This is a genomic window from Eikenella corrodens (assembly GCF_003990355.1).
Taxonomy (GTDB): Bacteria; Pseudomonadota; Gammaproteobacteria; order Burkholderiales; family Neisseriaceae; genus Eikenella; species Eikenella corrodens_B.
The window spans coordinates 544,350-562,617 of the sequence record NZ_CP034670.1; the positions used below are offsets into that span (position 1 = coordinate 544,350).

The 18,268-nt window shown below is 56.5% G+C and carries 16 protein-coding genes; 11 read left to right on the forward strand and 5 right to left on the reverse strand.

Features of this window, described 5'->3' with window-relative positions; all coding sequences use genetic code 11:
- Nucleotides 1–80 precede the first annotated feature (80 nt).
- From ELB75_RS02835 to ELB75_RS02860, 7 genes are all read left to right on the forward strand, one after another.
- Nucleotides 81–1,208 carry a zonular occludens toxin family protein gene (locus tag ELB75_RS02835; protein ID WP_126982633.1) on the forward strand — a complete coding sequence of 376 codons (1,128 nt, stop codon included), beginning with the start codon at nt 81–83 and terminating at the stop codon, nt 1,206–1,208.
- A gap of 462 nt (nt 1,209–1,670) precedes the next feature.
- Nucleotides 1,671–1,826 (forward strand): hypothetical protein, encoded by a 156-nt coding sequence (locus ELB75_RS12420; protein WP_164726771.1) that lies wholly within the window; start codon nt 1,671–1,673, stop codon nt 1,824–1,826.
- Between the two features lie 11 nt (nt 1,827–1,837).
- Nucleotides 1,838–2,110, forward strand: coding sequence for a type 2 periplasmic-binding domain-containing protein (locus ELB75_RS02840; protein WP_126982634.1), 273 nt, complete (start codon nt 1,838–1,840; stop codon nt 2,108–2,110).
- A complete protein-coding gene (locus ELB75_RS02845; protein ID WP_126982635.1) occupies nt 2,082–2,396 on the forward strand; it encodes a hypothetical protein in 315 nt (104 codons plus the stop codon). The genes ELB75_RS02840 and ELB75_RS02845 overlap by 29 nt, the downstream gene beginning before the upstream one ends.
- A gap of 12 nt (nt 2,397–2,408) precedes the next feature.
- Nucleotides 2,409–3,689 carry a virulence factor TspB C-terminal domain-related protein gene (locus tag ELB75_RS02850; protein WP_126982636.1) on the forward strand — a complete coding sequence of 427 codons (1,281 nt, stop codon included), beginning with the start codon at nt 2,409–2,411 and terminating at the stop codon, nt 3,687–3,689.
- Between the two features lie 29 nt (nt 3,690–3,718).
- Nucleotides 3,719–4,006 (forward strand): DUF2523 family protein, encoded by a 288-nt coding sequence (locus ELB75_RS02855; protein ID WP_064104049.1) that lies wholly within the window; start codon nt 3,719–3,721, stop codon nt 4,004–4,006.
- 176 nt (nt 4,007–4,182) lie between these two features.
- Complete coding sequence (locus ELB75_RS02860; protein WP_126982637.1) at nt 4,183–5,145, forward strand: IS110 family RNA-guided transposase; 963 nt, start codon at nt 4,183–4,185, stop codon at nt 5,143–5,145.
- A 123-nt stretch (nt 5,146–5,268) separates the two neighbouring features.
- On the opposite strand, the gene ELB75_RS02865 is transcribed toward ELB75_RS02860, so the two are convergent.
- The 4 genes from ELB75_RS02865 to ELB75_RS02880 form a co-directional block, all read right to left on the reverse strand.
- Nucleotides 5,269–5,964: an LrgB family protein gene (locus tag ELB75_RS02865; protein ID WP_126982638.1), complete on the reverse strand. Its 696-nt coding sequence runs from the start codon at nt 5,962–5,964 to the stop codon at nt 5,269–5,271.
- Nucleotides 5,961–6,299: a CidA/LrgA family protein gene (locus tag ELB75_RS02870; RefSeq protein WP_126982639.1), complete on the reverse strand. Its 339-nt coding sequence runs from the start codon at nt 6,297–6,299 to the stop codon at nt 5,961–5,963. Before ELB75_RS02870 ends, ELB75_RS02865 begins: the two co-directional genes overlap by 4 nt.
- A 227-nt stretch (nt 6,300–6,526) precedes the next feature.
- Nucleotides 6,527–7,720, reverse strand: coding sequence for an NnrS family protein (locus tag ELB75_RS02875; protein WP_126982640.1), 1,194 nt, complete (start codon nt 7,718–7,720; stop codon nt 6,527–6,529).
- Between the two features lie 98 nt (nt 7,721–7,818).
- Entirely contained in the window at nt 7,819–8,427 is a 609-nt protein-coding gene (locus ELB75_RS02880) for a Maf family protein (protein ID WP_126982641.1), read from the reverse strand.
- A 221-nt stretch (nt 8,428–8,648) separates the two neighbouring features.
- On the opposite strand from ELB75_RS02880, the gene dnaJ reads away from it, so the two are divergent.
- Nucleotides 8,649–9,770: a molecular chaperone DnaJ gene (dnaJ, locus tag ELB75_RS02885; RefSeq protein ID WP_126982642.1), complete on the forward strand. Its 1,122-nt coding sequence runs from the start codon at nt 8,649–8,651 to the stop codon at nt 9,768–9,770.
- 269 nt (nt 9,771–10,039) lie between these two features.
- Here the strand turns inward: dnaJ and sstT are convergent, their stop codons facing one another.
- Entirely contained in the window at nt 10,040–11,281 is a 1,242-nt protein-coding gene (sstT, locus tag ELB75_RS02890) for a serine/threonine transporter SstT (RefSeq protein WP_126982643.1), read from the reverse strand.
- A 347-nt stretch (nt 11,282–11,628) separates the two neighbouring features.
- On the opposite strand from sstT, the gene ELB75_RS02895 reads away from it, so the two are divergent.
- The 3 genes from ELB75_RS02895 (at nt 11,629) to ELB75_RS02905 (ending at nt 18,266) form a co-directional block, all read left to right on the forward strand.
- Nucleotides 11,629–12,424, forward strand: a protein-coding gene (locus tag ELB75_RS02895) for an IS5 family transposase (RefSeq protein WP_126982325.1) whose coding sequence is annotated in 2 segments (ribosomal slippage) — nt 11,629–11,994 and nt 11,996–12,424 — 795 coding nt in all. Because the reading frame shifts where the segments join, the coding sequence is not laid out codon by codon here.
- Nucleotides 12,425–12,527: 103 nt separating this feature from the next.
- Nucleotides 12,528–14,369 carry an autotransporter assembly complex protein TamA gene (locus ELB75_RS02900; protein WP_126982644.1) on the forward strand — a complete coding sequence of 614 codons (1,842 nt, stop codon included), beginning with the start codon at nt 12,528–12,530 and terminating at the stop codon, nt 14,367–14,369.
- Entirely contained in the window at nt 14,370–18,266 is a 3,897-nt protein-coding gene (locus ELB75_RS02905) for a translocation/assembly module TamB domain-containing protein (RefSeq protein ID WP_126982645.1), read from the forward strand.
- Nucleotides 18,267–18,268 lie beyond the last annotated feature (2 nt).

Sequence of the window (18,268 nt, forward strand, 5' to 3'; positions counted from 1 at the left end):
CGGTTTTGCCGTAGTTATTCCAGCAGTCATCATGTTTTTATAAAACTGCGGCCAATGTTTAAACTCAAAGGTAAACAACAATGATTTCACTGATTACGGGTCTGCCCGGCATGGGCAAAACCTCCCTAATGGTCTATATGCTGCTCAATCGCAAAGATTTGCAGAATAGGCCGGTTTATGTTGACGGCATTCCGGAGCTACAAGTCAAACATGAAGAAGTACCCGAAGGCGAAAGCATGGAAACATGGCATAAATGGGCGCCGGATGGCTCAATCCTCGTTATTGACGAAGCCCAAAGGGTCTTTCGTCCACGCCCCGCGGGGGCGAAAGTACCCGACTATGTTCAGGCTCTTGAAACGCATCGCCATAAGGGCATTGATATCTTTGTGCTCACGCAACATCCGCGGTTGATTGACGTCCACCTTAGAAGTTTGATTGGTGAGCACCGCAACATCAGCCGCACCATGCTCGGCCTGCGCCGTGTCTCTTACTGGCAGCGTTGCGCCAATCCCGAAGCCAGGGCAGACGTGGCCGAAGCCAAAAATAGCATATTCATGCCGAAAAAAAGCGTGTTCGGTATGTACAAATCCGCCAGCGAACACACCAAGCTTAAAGGCTCGGTCAGCGCGTGGATTTACACCATCCCCGTTGTGATCGTCATAGTCGGCTATCTTATGTCTTACGTTTGGGCAAGCTATCAACGCAAAATCCATCCTGAACAAGCCCAGCCGCAGCAGGTACAACCTTATCAACAGCAGCCGCAAAACTACCAGCAGCAGGCAGGCGGCCAGTATCCAGCAGCAGGCAGCTATGCCGAACAAACGGCCACCGTACAACAGCCGCCCGATAACAACCTGAAGCCTGAAGATTGGCAACCTGCCATAGACGGCCAGCCGTGGACGGCTCCTATTTACAACGGCCATAACCGCAATATCCAAACCATGCCCTACCCTGTTGCCTGCGTGCAAACTGATACAAGCTGCACCTGTTACACCGAACAGGCCACGCCTTTGGAACTGCCTGCCAAGCAATGTCAAAACTACGTGAAGAACGGCATATACAACCCCTATAAGGCGCGGCAGGAAACCGCCGACAACGTACCGCAGGGCAGTTACGGCGGCGGCAGCGGGGCAAGTGTGCTGACTTTGGACAGTCCGGCTAAATCCACCATGGCACATGCGGAAACTAGGGGGACTATGGGGCAGTAAGGCTGCCTGAAATTTAAGGATGAATTATGGCTATCTACATCATATCTGATGACCTACCCAAACCCGACAAATGGCATGGCGTGCATTATCTTAATTGTCTGCATCAACTGAACCATAACTCTGAAATTGAGTATCAGATGTTTTGCAACGTATTGAAAAAAATGTCTGACGGCAGGTTGAAAATCGAAGTGTTCGGCTATCGTTACTTTATTCGGAAGGACTCGATAAACAGGAGCTACATACGCTATGTCGATGCAGACAGGGTAACTTGCCGCAGGCGGGGCTAGATTAGATGCCTGACGGAATTGACTGCTTGCAGTCGATTTCGGCAGGTATCCGCCAAGCGATAGCGCGGCAGGGGTGCTACAAACGGCATGAGGCTACCTGAAAAGGTAGCCAAACCTGCCCGGATTGGTTAAGCTGGCCTTTCGTTTATTTTATGAATGAAAGGTTGTTGCAAACATGATTTGGGCTTTATTGATTTTATTAGCTCTTTCTTATATTGCCAGCGGTAAGAAAATGACAAGCGGTTTTGGTGATAAGCTTGCTTGGGTCTTGTTGGTTCTGTTCTTGGCGGCTTTAGCCTATGGTTTTTATATGGCTAATTATGCGGAATAAGGGGGCTTTAAATGGATTGGAATCAATGTTTTTTGATGCAGCCTGATGGCGGTAGTTATGCAACGAATTTTAATAATTATCTGACTTTTGTTGTGAATGGGTATAACAGTTTGGTACCGGATGGACAGCCAGATTTTTTTAAACCGGTATATTTGGGCGTAATGATGAGTCCGGCGCAGTTGGCTGTATTGCGCGCTAACCGGCATTTATTTGATGAGAGTTTTAATGATGCTTTGGAACGGTTACAAAAGAGCTATGACAGGCTTCAAGTGGAGGTGGGTTAGTTTATTTTCTCTGCTGAGTGTAGCGGTGCAGGTATGGGCAGATGTACCAGCTTATCCGCCGCAGAATGTACCTTCAATCCAGCGTTTGGCTGCTGCGCCGAATGGGCAATTAATGACAGGCTATAGCTCTGTTAATGGTAATTGGTCTTATGATATGAATTCTGGTGTAGCTAAGGTTGATAGGTTTCGGAATGTCAATCGCGGTGCAGGTGGCCTAGTCGGCACCAAAACCAACCCCGTCAACCTGACCGACAACTACGGCAACGTCGCCCGCGGCCAGATCTAAACACAAACCGCCATGCCTGCTAACTCTAGAATAGCTCAAGGTCTCGGCTCTATTTATGTCCTGCAAATTGCCAACCAACATCTAACCAACCTCAAAGCCCAAGGCGTGTCTGAAATGTACAGCCGCGGCTTCGAAGAAGGAGACTGGGGGCAGGTTGCCAACGCCACCGCCAAGCTGTTTGACTGGACAGGCTTCGGCAGTAACGTAGCAGACAGCCTTTACGGCAATGCAGATATTCAGCAGTTAAATCAACAATTGCAACAGCAGGCTTTGGCACAGGCACAACAGCAGTTTCAAAACTATCAGGCAGTACAGCAACCACAGCGTATAGACCCTAATCAATATGCACAGTATAACGTCGTTAAGTTTTTTCAAGACAACCCTGTTAATGTGGATAGAAGCAGTTATGAAATAGTCGTTAAAACAACCCGTAAGGCAACTTATGAAGATGGTTGGTATGACATGTACGACCATGGGCAAACATTTACGCACAATATAAATAGTACAAATGACACTTTTACCTACACCTTCCCGCCGGGCAATAGATTCGTGATGTTCGTCGTTCGTCCGGCCACCGCCCAAGACATCCGAAATTACAACCTATCCAATGCTCCCCAGTTGTCCGAAATAGTGCCCAAAGAAGCGGAAGTAGCCCGCCTGCTCGAACAGATCCTGAACGACAACAACCGTAATCACACAGAATTAATTAATGCCCTTTGGGGCGCCGGTGTGATTGGCCCCGGCAATACTCAAAGCATGGTAACCGGCACACCCGGCGACAACACATTTTTAACCGAACCCTATACCCCGGCCGGCTCCAATCAAGCCCAACAAACCCAGTTTGTAGTTAATAAAGACGGCACCGTAACGCAAACCATCGTCCAGCGGCCTGATTTGGCCGCCAACACGAGCCAAGCACCGACCAGGGCAGAAGTCGGGCAAAGTCAGCAGCAGGCGCAGGACACGCGACAAGCGAAAGAAAACAGTACTGCAGAAAAGCCCGATATTTGCGCGCAAAACCCGAATAGCTTGATGTGTGCGCCCATGGGCAATATCGATTATCAGGACCTAGTATTGCCACAGCAAAACATCAATATCGCCCTATCCCCGCTGCATATCTTTAATACAGATGCAGCCTGTCCCGCTCCTACTACGTTTAGCATAGCGGGTACACAGCAAAGAATGAGTTATGAACCAATGTGTGATACTGCCCGCAAAGCACGCCCTTTTATTATTATGATGGCGATGACCGCCGCATTTTTGATGGTATTCAGTGCCCTTAATCGCCGTTAGGCAGCCTGAAAAACTTGAAAGGAAGGAATATGGGCAAAACCCTAGCCGGTATGTTTACCGCAGTTTTGACTACCCTAGCAGGCAAAATCATCATGGCATTAGGCATTTCCGCTATTTCTTACACCGGCCTAAACCTGCTGCAAACCCAAATGATTAACGCCCTAACCGGCCAGCTCTCTGCTGCCCCGCTCTCCGCCGTCCAGATTATGTATATAGGCGGTCTAGGGGTGGCCCTAAACTGGATACTGGGTGCAGTAGCCTTTCTCGTTTCCTTCAATTCGGTAGCCAAGCTCGGCAGCATCTTTCGACAGAAGTAACACAGGATAGAATAGACAATCTAACTGGTTCAAAACTTGCTTAAAGCATAAAGCCGCATCACGCCTGCATTTAGCCTTGTCATTTAGACAATGGGAAAGATTGGCGGATGTGGCTTTACTTATGTCGAAAATCAATACGGTATCTTTGTCCACAGACACAATATAAGGATTGCAACATGCAAAAAATCGCACTTGGATTAGATATATCCAAATTGACTATAGACGCATATTTTAATGGTCAAAAAGATTTTATCCGCGTTATGAACAATAAATCCGGTATAGAAAAATTGATTGAGCGCATAAAAAACTATCAGCAACAAAGCAAGGAGATTCATGCTTGCTGCGAATACACCGGCGTTTATTACTTACCGCTGGCCAGCTCATTGCATGATTCAGGAATCAAAATCAGCGTAATCAACCCGCTTTCTATCAAGCTATACGGGGAATACAGATTAAGACGAACAAAAACCGATAAACAGGATGCGAAACTAATTGCCGATTATTGCGAAAAAGAAAATCCGCCATTATGGAAACCGCTATCAGAAAAACGTAATACTTTAAAAGTTTTAAATAGACGTATCGAACAACTAAACGTATTACTGAACATGGAAAGCAATAGAAAAGACGTATCAGATTCGGTAATAAAGTCAGGTATAGGAAGAATAATTAACGCAATAAAAGAAGAAATAGAAAGCTGTAAAACAGCCATTCAAAACCTGATAGATTCTGACGAAGAATTAAGCCATAACCAAAATCTATTGCAAACAATCAGCGGGGTAGGAAAAACTACAGCCGCATGGCTTTTGTCCGTACTGGTTGATATAGATAAATTCGAGAACTCAAAGAAGTTAATCAGCTATTTAGGACTATCGCCCGTAATCAAAGATTCAGGCACAAGTGTTAGACAAGCCAAAATATCCAAGATGGGCGATAAGAAAGTAAGGAAAGCGCTTTACTATCCGGCGCGGGCAGTTTGTCTAAGATCCAAACTGTGGCGGCCTTGGTTTGAACAAAAGATAAAACAGGGCAAGCACCCAAAGCAAATCTATGTCCTGATGATGTGCAAAATCGTCAAATACGCCTATGCCGTGATTAAAACAGGTCAGCCGTTTGACGAGATGCGGCACAAACAGGCGTAAAACAGCAGTTTAAACTGTTGCAAAAAAGCGGCAGCCGATGGCTATCGCTGCATAACTGTTGCTTGCGTTTTTAAAAAGTTCTTGACTTTCGATTACGGTATCTTTCCCATTCATGCGGCACGCTCAAACGCCCAACAGCGGCACGATAATCGGGGCGAGGAAGGAGGTGAGAATGCCGTTGAAAATCAGGCCAAGGGTGGCGTAGGCGGCGAAGTGGCCGCTGATTTCCAGGCTGGCGGCAATGCCGATGGCGTGCGAGGCCGTGCCCTGCGCGATGGAGTGCGAGATGGGATTGCGGATGTGGCTGTGGTGCAGAATCCAAAAGCCGATAAATTGGCCGGTGAGCCCGGCAATCAGCACGGCGGCCACCGAAACGGCGGGGATGCCGCCCAGCACGTGGGTGATTTCCAGCGCAATCGGCATGGTAACCGATTTGGCGGCGAGCGACTGGCTCACGTCGTGGCTGGCGCCCAGCCAGTGTGCAAACAGCACGCCGCTCACAATGCCCACCACGCTGCCCACCAGCTGCGAGGCGGCAATCGGCAGCCATTGGCTGCGGATACGCGGCCACTGCTGATACATGGGGATGGCCAGGCACACAATGGCCGGTTGCAGCCAAAAGCCGACCATGCGGCCGGTTTGCATGAAATCGTCGTAGCGGATGCCGAAGAGTTTCAGGTAGCCGATGACCAAAACCGTGCTCACCATCAGCGGGTTGGCCAGCGGGCTGCCGCTGCGCAGGCGCAAAAACAGGCTGAAGCGGTAAACGGCGAGCATCATCAGAATCAGCACAACGGGATTGGTGGCGATTTCCCTCATTTGTGCCTCCTTAAAATTTCGTGCGTTTTCGCGCTGGAGAGCAGCACCAGCACGCTGCTGGCCACGGTGGCGGCGGCAATCGACCAAAAATCGTGCGCCACGATGGAAAAATAATCCATCAGCGCCACGCAGGCCGGAATCATCAGCAGCATCATGTGTTGCATGAGGAATTCGGTCATCGGCTTAAACCAGGCCTCCTTCACCCAACCGGCTTTGAGCAGGCCGAACAAAATCAGCAGCCCCACAATGCTGGCGGGCAGTTTGAGGTAGGTAAGGTGCAAAAACACTTCGCCTGCGGCCAGGCAGGCGAAAACAATAATAAGTGCGCGTAACATGGTTACCGGCCTAAGATAGGTTGGAAAAGGAGAATTATAGCACCGGCGCGGTAAGGGGGAGTATGGCAAAGGGCTGCCTGCGATTTTTTCGGGCAGCCCTTTGCTTTTGTACGACATGCTTTGGCGATGCTTGATGGCAAGCTGCGTTTGCGCTGTTTCAGGTAGCCTTCATAAGCCAGCCAAAGGCTACCTGAAAAATGCCGATGCGGTTTCAGGTAGTCTGCCACTCAGCCTTCCTTGCCGTCCACCCGCGGCGCGGTCAGCCAGGGCAGGTAGCGCCAGGTGTAGAGCAGCAGCGAAGCGGCAAACAGCAGGCCGGAGAGCCACAGGCCGGGCTGGTAGGCGGCGGGGAGCAGATACATCAATACTGCGGTGGCGGCACGCGCCAATGCGGCGGCCACCATCAGCCAAAACGCCAGCGGCATGACGGCAGGTGCGGGATAGAGTGGCCGGCCGGTGTGCCCCAGCGCGGTGCGCACCATCATGCCCACCGTCATCAGCCCGATGCCGCCCACGGCCACCAAATGCACGCCCAGGCTCTGCCAGCGCGGCAGCCAATATCCCGCGCCCATCACGGTCAGCCCCGCGCCGGTGAGCAGGAAGCCCGCAAACAGAATCCACAGCATCGGCTCTTTAGCCACTTCCGGCCGCCACCAGCGCACGGTTTGCACGATATCCAGCAGCCCCGCCGCCATGCTGAGCACGGCTGCGGCAGCCAGCGCCGCATCGGCTGCCGAGGGTGGCAGCACCGCCTGCAAGCCGTAGAGCAGAGCCATAGCCAGCGGCACCACCAAGGAAGCCGTCATCACCAAAGGATGGCTGCCCACCTGCTCGCAGCCGAGCCGTTTGGCGGTGAAGAACGGAATCACGCGCATCCCCACCAGCCCGATAAAGCCGGCCACCACGGAAAGCCCGGCAAACAGCCCGCCGGCGAGCGCGGAGAAATTATGCCGTGCCAGCTGCCAATGAAACAGCGCCTGCAGCAGGCCGAACATAAACAGCGCGGCCACCGCCAGATAATTGCGCTTGTTGCGGCTGCGCACCACGGCCACGCCCATATACCAAGCCGCAAGCCAATAGAACGCCACGCCTGCGATGCCGCCGGCCAGGGTAAGCGGCGCGGCAAAGGCAAACGCGCGCGCCAACAGCCACAGCAGCGCCAGCATCATCAGCGGCGCGCCCCAGGTGCGCGGCTGTTTCGTCCAAGTGGCCACTGCCGTGAGCAGGAAAGCCACCACCACCGCGCCGGCATAACCCCAAATCATTTCGTGGGCGTGCCAGAAATAATTGGGCAGCGCGGCCGTGCCCTGATAGCCGAAGCTCCACAGCAGGATGGAAAACGCGCCGTAGAGGGCGGCCAGCGGGTAGAAGGGGCGGAAGGCCATGCCCCAAACGGGATGGTTTTTGGAAAGCAGGTTCATGATGTGTCGATTATTGGTTGGGATGAAGGTTAAACGGAGAGGCTACCTGAAAAACGGCAGGCTTTCAGGTAGCCCTTAAATCATGCGGCAATACGGTTTCAGGCAGCTCCGGCAAACGGCGGCACGGGCGAACCCAATTGGCGCAGCAGCTGCACGGTTTCAAATACGGGCAGCCCCATCACGCCGCTGAAGCTGCCGGAAAGGTGCGCCACAAACACGCCGCCGATGCCTTGGATGCCGTATGCGCCCGCTTTATCCAGCGGTTCGCCGCTGGCAATATAGGCTGCGATTTCCTGCTCGCCCAGTTCTTTAAACCGCACATCGCTGCGCTGTGCCGCCTCCAGCGTTTGGCCGCCGAGTGACACGCACACCGCCGTCCACACTTGGTGTTCGCGCCCGGAAAGGCTTTCCAGCAGCTCGCGGGCGTGTGCCGCATCGCGTGGTTTGCCCAAAATGGCATTATCCAGCGCCACCACTGTGTCGGCGCTCAACAGCGGCTGTGCCAAGGCAAGGCCGCGTTGCGCCGCCAGTTGCCGTGCTGCCGCGTTTTTCTGCCGCGCCATCCGCGCCACATAATCCGCCACCGCCTCGCCCGGCAGCGCCGTTTCGTCGATTTCCGCCGCCAGCAGCACGGGCTGGAAACCTAATGAAACCAAAATTTCGCGGCGGCGCGGGCTGGCCGAGGCCAGATAGATGGTGTGGGGCATGGCGTTTCTTTACATAGCTGCGGAAGCCGCCAAGGCTACCTGAAAATCCCGTTTTCCGCGATAGCTAAAACGGGTGAATTTGCGCGGGCGGGGCGTTGTGGCGGATTCCCGCCTTGCGCCGCCCGCAGCCGGAAGCAAAGTTAATCTGCTTGAGAGCTTGTTTTTCCCGCTCCCGCCCTAATCTTGCGCGGCGAGCTGTTTATTTACCCAATTTAGCAAAAATGAGCGATCAAGACTACTATCAAACCCTCGGCGTCTCCCGCGATGCCTCCGATGAAGAAATCAAAAAGGCCTACCGCAAGCTGGCGATGAAATACCATCCCGACCGCAACCCCGACAACAAGGAAGCGGAAGAGAAATTCAAAACCATCCAAAAAGCCTACGAAATCCTTTCCGACCGCGAAAAACGCAGCCGCTACGACCAATTCGGCCAAGCCGGTGTAGACGGCAATGCCGGCGGTTTCGGTGGTTTCGGCGGCGCGGGCGGCTTCGATTTCGGCGATATTTTCAGCCAGATGTTCGGCGGCGGCGGGGCGCGCCAGCAGAACTTCCAAGGCGAAGATTTGCGCTACGATATTGAAATCACGCTGGAAGAAGCCGCAGCGGGCAGCAAAAAACGCATCACCATCCCCTCGCACGAAGAGTGCGACATCTGCCACGGCTCTGGCGCCAAACCCGGCACCTCGGCCACCACCTGTTCCACCTGCCACGGCTCGGGCGTGGTACACGTGCGCCAGGCCATTTTCCAGCTGCAGCAAACCTGCCCCACCTGCGGCGGCTCCGGCCGCGAAATCAAAGAGCCGTGCGTCAAATGCCACGGCGCAGGCCGCGTGAAGAGCCGCAAAACGCTGGATGTGAACATCCCCGCCGGTATTGAAAACGAGCAGCCCATCCGCCTCTCCGGCGAGGGCGAGCCCGGCTCGCACGGCGCGCCCGCGGGCGATTTGTATGTGGTGGTGCACATCCGCCGCCACGAAATCTTCGAGCGCAACGGCTTGGATCTGCACTGCGAATTGCCGGTGAGCTTCACCGTTGCCGCGCTGGGCGGCGAAGTGGAAGTGCCCACGCTCAACGGCCGCGTGAAGCTGAATATCCCGAAAGAAACCCAAACCGGCCGCCGCATGCGCGTGAAAGGCAAGGGCATGAAATCGCTGCGTTCTTCCTCGATGGGCGATTTGTATTGCCACATCGTGGTTGAGACCCCGGTCAACCTCACCGATCGCCAGCGCGAACTGCTGGAAGAGTTTGAAAAAATCTCCACCGGCCTCGACCGCGCCCAAACCCCGCGCCAGAAATCGTTTATGGACAAACTGCGCGATTTGAAAAACGATCTGTTCGACTAAGGCGGCAGCCCGCCGCACAAAAGGCTACCTGAAACCCGTTAGGGCGTTTCGGGTAGCCTTTGCTTTATAGTGGATTAACAAAAATCAGGATCAGGCGGCGAGCCGCAGGCAGCACACACGTTACGGCAAGACGGGCCCGCCGTACTGGTTTTTGTTCATCCACTATAATGGCGCAACGTCGTCTTGCCGTTCCCCCATAGCAAAAGGCTACCTGAAAGCTTTGCCGCGTTGCATTTTCAGGTAGCCTTTTTTAGCCCGCAAGATGGGGGTCAGCGTTTGTGCGCTTGATCCACGGCGGCGGTGAAGAGCACGTCGGTGGAGGAGTTGAGGGCGGTTTCGGCGGAGTCTTGGATGACGCCGATGATGAAGCCCACACCCACCACCTGCATGGCGATGTCGTTGGGGATGTTGAACAGGCTGCAAGCCATGGGAATCAGCAGCAGCGAGCCGCCGGCCACGCCGGATGCGCCGCAGGCGCCGATGGCGGCGATCACGCTCAGCAGCAGCGCCGTCCAGAAATCCACGGCGATGCCCAAGGTGTGCACCGCGGCCATGGTGAGGACGGTGATGGTGATGGCCGCGCCGGCCATGTTGATGGTGGCGCCCAGCGGGATGGATACGGAATAAGTGTCTTCATGCAGGCCGAGTTTTTTCGCCAAAGCCATGTTTACGGGGATGTTGGCGGCGGAAGAGCGGGTGAAGAAGGCGGTTACGCCGCTTTCGCGCAGGCAGGTGAACACCAGCGGGAAAGGGTTGCGGCGGGTTTGGGTAAACACGATGATGGGGTTTACCACCAGTGCCACAAACAGCATCGCGCCCAGCAATACGGCCAACAGGTGCAGATAGAAGCCCAGTTTGTCGAAGCCTTCTTTCACGATGGTAACCAGCACCAGCCCGAAAATGCCCAAGGGGGCGAAGCGGATCACGCCGCGCACCACTTTGGAAATGGCTTCGGCCACGTCGTTGATCAGCGTGCGGGTGTGCTCGCTGGCTTGGCGGAACGCCGTGCCGAGCACCAAGGCCCAGGCGAGGATGCCGATGTAGTTGGCATCGGCCAGCGCCTGAATCGGGTTGGACACCAGGTTCATCAACAGGTGGCGCATCACTTCGCCGATGCCGGTGGGCGCTTCGTTGCTGGCCGCTTCCACGCCGCTGAGCAAGAGCTGCGAGGGGAACAGGAAGCTTGCGCCCACAGCCACCACGGCGGCGGCAAACGTGCCCACCAAATACAGCACCAAAATCGGGCGGATATTGGTGGGGTTGCCGCTGCGGTGCTGAGAGATGGCGGCGGTAACCAAGGCAAACACCAAAATCGGCGCCACCGCTTTGAGCGCGCCCACAAACAGGCTGCCCAAAATCGCACCGATTTCCACCACCGCGTCGGCAGCGGCGGTGTTGCGCACCAGTACGCCCACCAAAATGCCGAGCGCGAGGCCGATGGCAATCTGCGTTACCAGCCCTAAGCTGGTGAAAAAGCCGAACGGGCTTTTTCTTTGAGTATTGTTTTGCATAGGAAATCCTAGGTTGTGTGGTTGTGTTTTGGCCGAAGTGCTTTGCACGCGGTGCGCCAGCCTGCTTCGGCCGTGGTTCGGGGCGGAAAAGACTTCAGTCTAACAGAAACGAACGTATCGGCACAAATATTTACTGACGGCATATCCGCACACAAACTGCCTGCGGCGGGCGGGCAGGTTTTTCAGGTAGCCTTGGTGCGGATAGGGCTACCTGAAACACACAACAACAAGCCGTTGGGTAATCAGCCTCCAACCATCCCTTGCAGGCGGCATTGGCAGGCCGGGTTTCTTTTGCCTGCCTTTACTAGACCTCTTGCGAAAGTATCCTGAAGATTTACAATTCCCAAATGAAATACGAAAACCTCATCCAAAGAAGCGATAGCGAATTCAAACGGCTCACAGGTGTAACGCCCGTCCTTTTTCACGAAATGCTGCAAGTCACCACAGAAGCAGAAAGCCGGAAGGTCAAGTCAGGCAGGCCGCATACGCTCGGTTTGGCAGACCAACTGCTGCTTACCCTAAGCTATCTGCGCCATTACCATACCCAACTCGAATTGGCCGCCATCTACGGCCTTTCCGAAAGCAATGTCTGCCGCACCATCCGTAAAACCGAGGACGCCCTCATCCGTTGCAAACGCTTCTCCCTGCCAAAGCACAAGAATCCGGGCGACCAAACGGTCATCATTGACGTTACCGAAAGCCCGATTGAACGTCCCAAAAAAACAGCGGCAGTATTACAGCGGCAAGAAAAGGCGGCACACGGTTAAAATCCGGGTCATATACGGCAGGGAAACGGAAAAAATCATCAGCATCCGGACGGGGATGGGTGCCCGGCATGACATGCGTTTAGCCAAGAGGCACCTTGCAGAGCTTTATCCCTACAAAATAGTCATTGCGGATAAGGGTTATCAAGGATTGGCCAAAACCGGATTACAGACCCCGAAAAAGAAATCCAAACGTCATCCGCCGGACAAACAGGATAAAGAGGCGAACAGGCGGTTAGGCAAACTCAGAACCGTCATCGAGCACATCAACAGGAAACTGAAGATATTCAAAATATTGTCGCTGCCTTACCGCAACAGGCGGAAACGGTTCGGGTTAAGGGCAAATCTGATTGCAGGACTGGTTAATGCGATGGGATGAATATTTTCGCAAGAGGTCTACTATAAAAGATAAGGCAAAAATGCTAATATGCCGCCGTTTGCCGCCACACACCGGCTTGATGTTTATCGATTGCAGATTGCCCATGAAAACCCCTCTGTTCCCCCTTGCCGTGATTGCCGCCCTGCTGCTGAGCCTGCCCGCCCGTGCCGACGGCAAGGTTGGGGAGGCGGCTGCCGATCCGGTGCAGAAACGTAAAGAAAAAGAATCGATCGAGCAGCCCGCCACGGCCAATCCGGACAAACTACCTTTCCCCATTTTCATTGATGCGCCTGCCGATTTGGCCGCACTTTTGCGCGAGCATCTTTCCATCATCAACCGCCAAACCGAGCCGGATGCCGACGTCGACCAAGAACAAATGCAGTTTTTGGCCGAGGAAGCGCCGGACGAAATCAAACAGATTGTGCGTTCGCAAGGCTATTTCCGTGCCGATATTCAGGTAGCCCCGCACGGCCGCGGCTGGCGCATCACGGTGAAGCCTGGGCCGCGCACGCAGGTGAGCGATGTGGAAGTGTCGATTGTGGGCAAAGTTCTGGAAGATACCGATTTGGCCGCCTACTACAAACGCGCCATGGCCAACTGGGCCTTGCCGGTGGGCCAGCCGTTTGTGAACAGCGAGTGGAGCAGCAGCAAAGACTCGGTGCTTTCCGCCGTGCGCCGCTACAAATACCCGCTGGCCGCGCTCGCCGACAGCCGCGCCACCATCAACCCGCAAACCAGCCAAGCCGTGCTCTCCGTGAGCGTAGACAGCAAACAGCCGGTGTATTTCGGTGATATCCAAGTGAGCGGCAACGAGCGTTACCCTGCCTCGGTGATTACCGGAATGGCGCAGTTTAAGCCCGGCGAACCCTACGATTTCGACAAAATTCTGGATTACCAGCAGGCGCTGGAACAAGACAGCCACTACAGCCGCGCGCAGGTGGAGGCCGATTTCTCCAAAATGGCGGACGACCGCGTGCCGCTGCTGGTGTCGGTGAGCGAAGTGCCGCGCCAGAAATTCGATATCGGCCTGCGCTACGATTCCAAAGACGGCCCCGGCATCCGCCTGGGCTACGAACACTACAACGTATTCAACCGGGGCTATGTGTTTGCCGGCGCCACCGACGTGAACCGCTACGAAAAAAGCGCCAGTATCGGCCTGAGCCAGCCGCGCAACAGCAACGGCTGGTATTGGACGGGCAACATCGCCTATGACAACTCCATCACGCAGAAACTGGATAAAAGCACCCTCCAATCCGGCATCTGGCGCGTGCGCGACCGAGACGACATCGAGGCGCGCTTCGGGTTGGAATACATCACTGAATCGCGTCGTGTTGTGGGCGGCCCCGACTTCGGCCGCAGTAATGTGCTGATGCTCACCGCCGCCTGGCGCCGCCAGAACATCGAAACCCTGCTGCGCCCGGCCAACGGCTATTATTTGGAAGGCAAAGTAGGCGCCACCCTCGGCTCGCTCGGCTCTTCCGCCGCCGTGCAGCGCGTACATGGCCGCGCAGGCTACTATTTCACCCCCGAAGAACACAAAAATATCGGCACTTTCATCGTGCGCGGCGAGTTGGGCTACACCCATTCCGACCAAGATTCGGAAGTGCCCTCCGTATTGCTGTTCCGCAGCGGCGGCGCCAACAGCGTGCGCGGCTACGAGCAAGACAGTATCGGCCTGAAAGGCCCGAACAATTCCGTGCTGCCCGACCGCGCCTTGGCCGTAGCCAGCTTCGAATACCAAAAACCGATCGGCAAAAACTTCGCGCTGGCGCTGTTTCACGATATGGGCTCGGTGAGCCACAACTTCACCAATATCAATTGGCATCACGGCAGCGGCGTCGGCCTGCGCTGGTTTAGCCCGATTGCCCCCTTCTCCTTCGATTTGGCCTACGGCCACCAAGACCGCAAACTGCGCTGGCACATCAGCCTGGGAACCCGATTCTAAATGACCGACACCGCCCTACCCGTTGATTCCGACACCCTGCCGCCCGAGGCCGAAAACGAAGCCGCCGCAGGCAGCACTCCGCCGAAAAAGCCGCGCCGTCGCTGGCTGCGCCGCCTGCTTTCCGCCTTTTTGCTGCTGCTCACGCTTTTGGTGGCCGCCGTGGTGTGGCTGGTGGGCACCGAATCCGGCCTGCGCTTCGGCATCACCAAAATCCCTTCCTGGTTTGGTGTGAACATCAGCGTGAAGGAATTAAACGGCAGCCTGTGGCGCGGCTTTCAAGGCAGCGGCATTCAGGTAGCCACCGAGGGCGCCGATTTAGACATCAGCAGCGTGGCGCTGCAATGGCAGCCGCAGGAATTGTGGCACCGGCAGCTGCACGTCAACCGCCTGGCCGCCGGCGACATCCGCATCATCAGCAAACCTACCCCGCCCAAAGAAGACCGCCCGCCGATAAGGCTACCTGAAAGCGTGGATTTGCCCTTGAGCGTGCAGATTGAGAAAATCGAAGTCGGCCGCATCCTGCTGGGCAAAAGCAACAACCCGGTGGTGGAATCCGGCGCGGTGAGCTACCGGTTCGACCACCAAAACCACCAGCTCAACATCGTTTCCCTGCGCCTGCCCTGGCACAATTTCAGCGGCAGCGCCACGCTCAACACCGCCACGCCCTTCAAGCTCGACGGCCAAATCGTGGGCAGCGGCGAATTGGACGGCAAACAGGCCGACAGCGCCGTGGCCGTAAACGGCAGCCTGCAAAGCCCCGAGCTGCTCGTCCAGCTGGACAACGGCGATTCCCACTTTGCCGTAAACGGCAAACTGCGCCCCTTCGAGCCGCTGCTCAACCGCAAAATCGTCAACCTCAACATCGACGGCCGCCAAATCAACCCCGCATGGTTTGATCCCTCCCTGCCCGCCGCCGATTTGGTGTTCAACCTCGCACTCAACCCCGCCGAAGAAGCCGATACCCTCGCCGGCCTGCTCGAAGTGCGCAACCAAGCCCCCGCGCCCATCAACGGCAACGGCATCCCCGTGGCCGGCATCAACGGCAAGCTCAAAGTGGACACCGGCGGCAAACTGCATCTGGACAATGTCGATACCGAGCTGGCCGCCGGCGGCCGCATCACCTTCAACGGCAACATCGACAGCGCCAGCCAGAACATGGCCGTGGATGCCGCCGTGCAGCAGTTCAAACTGCAAGATATCCTCAAACAAAAGCTCGACCTCAGCCTAAACGGCGGCATCAAACTTTCAGGTAGCCTTTCCAGCCCGCAGGCCGATTGGCAGCTTAAAGCCGGGCAAACCGCCACCAGCGGCACCTTCCAACTGCTCACCGACAAGACCAACCGCCAGCGCAGCATCCGCCTGCAACAAGTGAAAATTACTCCCGAAAACGGCGGCGAAATGCACGGCGAAGCCCTGCTCGAGCTCTTCCAAGGCCGCAAAATCACCGCCCGTATCGACAGCACCCGCTTCAACCCCGCCGCCGTGCTGGCCGATTTGCCGCAAGGCAGCGTGAACGGCAGCGTGAAGCTCGACGGCAGCCTGGCCGACCAGCCCAATCTTCACCTCCTGCTCGATTGGCAAAACAGCCAGCTCTCAGGCGCCCCCCTCGCCGGCAAGGCCGATTTGCGCTATCAAAACGACCACCTGCCCAAAGCCGACCTCAACCTTTTGCTCGGCCGCAACCGCATCCACGCCGACGGCAGCTTCGGCAAAGCGGGCGACCGCCTTAATCTCGACATCGACGCGCCCAACCTCAACCTCTTCGGCTTCGGCCTCACAGGCTACCTGAAAGCCCAAGGCTTCCTCTCCGGCGACCCCGCCAAGCTTACTGCCGACCTGCACGGCCACGCCGACAGCCTCGCCGTACAAAACGCCGTGCGCATCGACCGCCTCGATTTCGACCTCAAAGGCTCGCCCGACCTCAACCAACCGCTCAACATCAAGCTCGACGGCCGGCAAATCCACATCGGCAGCACCCAAATCGACAACATCAACCTCAACGCCAACGGCAGCGGCAAAAGCCACAGCATCACCGGCAACAGCAGCCTCAGCCTCAGCGGTAAGCCCTTCCGCCTCAATCTGGCCGCCAATGGCGGGCTGAACAACGAGCAGCAATGGAACGGCCGCATCGGCCAGCTCGACATCGGCGGCGCCTTCAACCTCAAGCTGCTCAACCCCATCCAAATCGAAGCCGGCGCCAAACGCGTGCGTCTCGACAACGCCCGCTGGGCAGCCATGGGCGGCAGCCTCAACCTGCACACGTTCATGTGGGAAAAACAAACCGGCATCAGCAGCAAAGGCAACGCCGCCAATCTGCACCTGCAAGAGCTGGACAACCTGATCGGTCTAGGCAAAGACGACAAATCCGTCAAGCTGCAGCTCGTGGTGGCCGGCGACTGGGACTTGCGCTACAGCCGCGACGCCACAGGCTACCTGAAACTCACCCAGCAATCCGGCGACGTGGTTATCCCCTATCGCCAGCAAGCGCTGGGCTTGGGCAACCTCGTGCTCGACACCCGCTTCCACAGCGGCCGCATCGACAACCGCCTCACCGGCAAAACCCGCTACGGCACGCTCGACGCCGCCGTGGCCGTGAGTCAGCAGTTCGGCAACGCCATCAGCCAAGCCCCGATCAACGGCTACCTGAAACTCGACATCCCCGAGCTCGACGCCATCCGCAATCTCCTGCCCGGCGGCATGAGCGCCAAAGGCGCGCTCGCCATCGACACCACCGTGTCCGGCAACGTGGGCGAGCCCCGCCTCAACGGTACCGCCACCGGCAAAAACCTCTACTACCGCGACCGCAACACCGGCGTGATTTTGGATAACGGCAGCCTCAGTTCCCGCTTCCAAGGCCGCGACTGGGTAATCGACTCGCTCAAATTCACCCGCAAAGACGGCAGCGTCGAGCTCAAAGGCCGCGTCAACCTCACCGGCACCACCCCCGATGTAGACGTCAACGCCCAGTTCACCCGCTACCCCATCCTCGACAACCCCAACCGCAAGCTCACCCTCAGCGGCAACAGCCGCTTGCTCTACAACCCCGGGCGCGGCATGGCGCTCAACGGCGGGCTCAAAGTAGACAGCGGGCACTTCGGCTTCCAAAAATCCAGCATGCCCGGGCTGGATGACGACGTAGTGGTGCTCGGCGAAGAAAAACCCGCCGAAACCACCGCCGCCACCCCCATCGAGATGAACCTCACCCTCGATTTGAACGACAACTTCCGCTTCAGCGGCCAAGGGCTGGATGTGTTGCTCGGCGGCCAGCTCACCATCAGCGCCAAACCCAAAGAGAACCTGCGCGCCGTGGGCACGGTAAACATCGTGCGCGGCCAGTATAAAGCCTACGGCCAAGACCTCGTCATCAACAAAGGCCACATCTCCTTCGTCGGCCCCATCGCCTCGCCCAACCTCAACCTGCGCGCCACCCGCAAATATTCCCCCGTGGGCGCCGGCGTGGAAGTACTCGGCAGCCTCGACAACCCGCGCGTGAGCCTCGTATCCAGCGAGCCGATGAGCGACAAAGACAAACTCTCCTGGCTCATCCTCGGCCGCGCCAGCAGCGGCAACGAAAGCGACGAAGCCACCGTGGCCGCCGCCGCCGGCGCCTTCCTGGCCGGCAACATCAACGACAAAATCGGCCTCCTCGACGACTTCGGCATGACCACCCGCCGCACCCGCAACACCCAAACCGGCGAGCTCAACCCGGCCGAACAAGTCATCACCTTCGGCAAACGCATCACCAACGAGCTCTATCTGGGCTACGAATACAGCGTAACCAGCGCCAACCAGGCCGTGAAGCTGATCTGGCAGATCAACAGCGCCCTTCAGGTCATCAGCCGCGTCGGCACCGATTCCGTGAGCGGCGAAGTGCGCTACACCGTCCGCTTCGATTAGCC

Coding starts and splice junctions, on each gene's coding strand:
- ELB75_RS02835 (WP_126982633.1), top strand. CDS start 81: ATGATTTCACTGATTACGGGTCTGCCCGGCATGGGCAAAACCTCCCTA.
- ELB75_RS12420 (WP_164726771.1), top strand. CDS start 1,671: ATGATTTGGGCTTTATTGATTTTATTAGCTCTTTCTTATATTGCCAGC.
- ELB75_RS02840 (WP_126982634.1), top strand. CDS start 1,838: ATGGATTGGAATCAATGTTTTTTGATGCAGCCTGATGGCGGTAGTTAT.
- ELB75_RS02845 (WP_126982635.1), top strand. CDS start 2,082: ATGACAGGCTTCAAGTGGAGGTGGGTTAGTTTATTTTCTCTGCTGAGT.
- ELB75_RS02850 (WP_126982636.1), top strand. CDS start 2,409: ATGCCTGCTAACTCTAGAATAGCTCAAGGTCTCGGCTCTATTTATGTC.
- ELB75_RS02855 (WP_064104049.1), top strand. CDS start 3,719: ATGGGCAAAACCCTAGCCGGTATGTTTACCGCAGTTTTGACTACCCTA.
- ELB75_RS02860 (WP_126982637.1), top strand. CDS start 4,183: ATGCAAAAAATCGCACTTGGATTAGATATATCCAAATTGACTATAGAC.
- ELB75_RS02865 (WP_126982638.1), bottom strand. CDS start 5,964: ATGAGGGAAATCGCCACCAATCCCGTTGTGCTGATTCTGATGATGCTC.
- ELB75_RS02870 (WP_126982639.1), bottom strand. CDS start 6,299: ATGTTACGCGCACTTATTATTGTTTTCGCCTGCCTGGCCGCAGGCGAA.
- ELB75_RS02875 (WP_126982640.1), bottom strand. CDS start 7,720: ATGAACCTGCTTTCCAAAAACCATCCCGTTTGGGGCATGGCCTTCCGC.
- ELB75_RS02880 (WP_126982641.1), bottom strand. CDS start 8,427: ATGCCCCACACCATCTATCTGGCCTCGGCCAGCCCGCGCCGCCGCGAA.
- dnaJ (WP_126982642.1), top strand. CDS start 8,649: ATGAGCGATCAAGACTACTATCAAACCCTCGGCGTCTCCCGCGATGCC.
- sstT (WP_126982643.1), bottom strand. CDS start 11,281: ATGCAAAACAATACTCAAAGAAAAAGCCCGTTCGGCTTTTTCACCAGC.
- ELB75_RS02900 (WP_126982644.1), top strand. CDS start 12,528: ATGAAAACCCCTCTGTTCCCCCTTGCCGTGATTGCCGCCCTGCTGCTG.
- ELB75_RS02905 (WP_126982645.1), top strand. CDS start 14,370: ATGACCGACACCGCCCTACCCGTTGATTCCGACACCCTGCCGCCCGAG.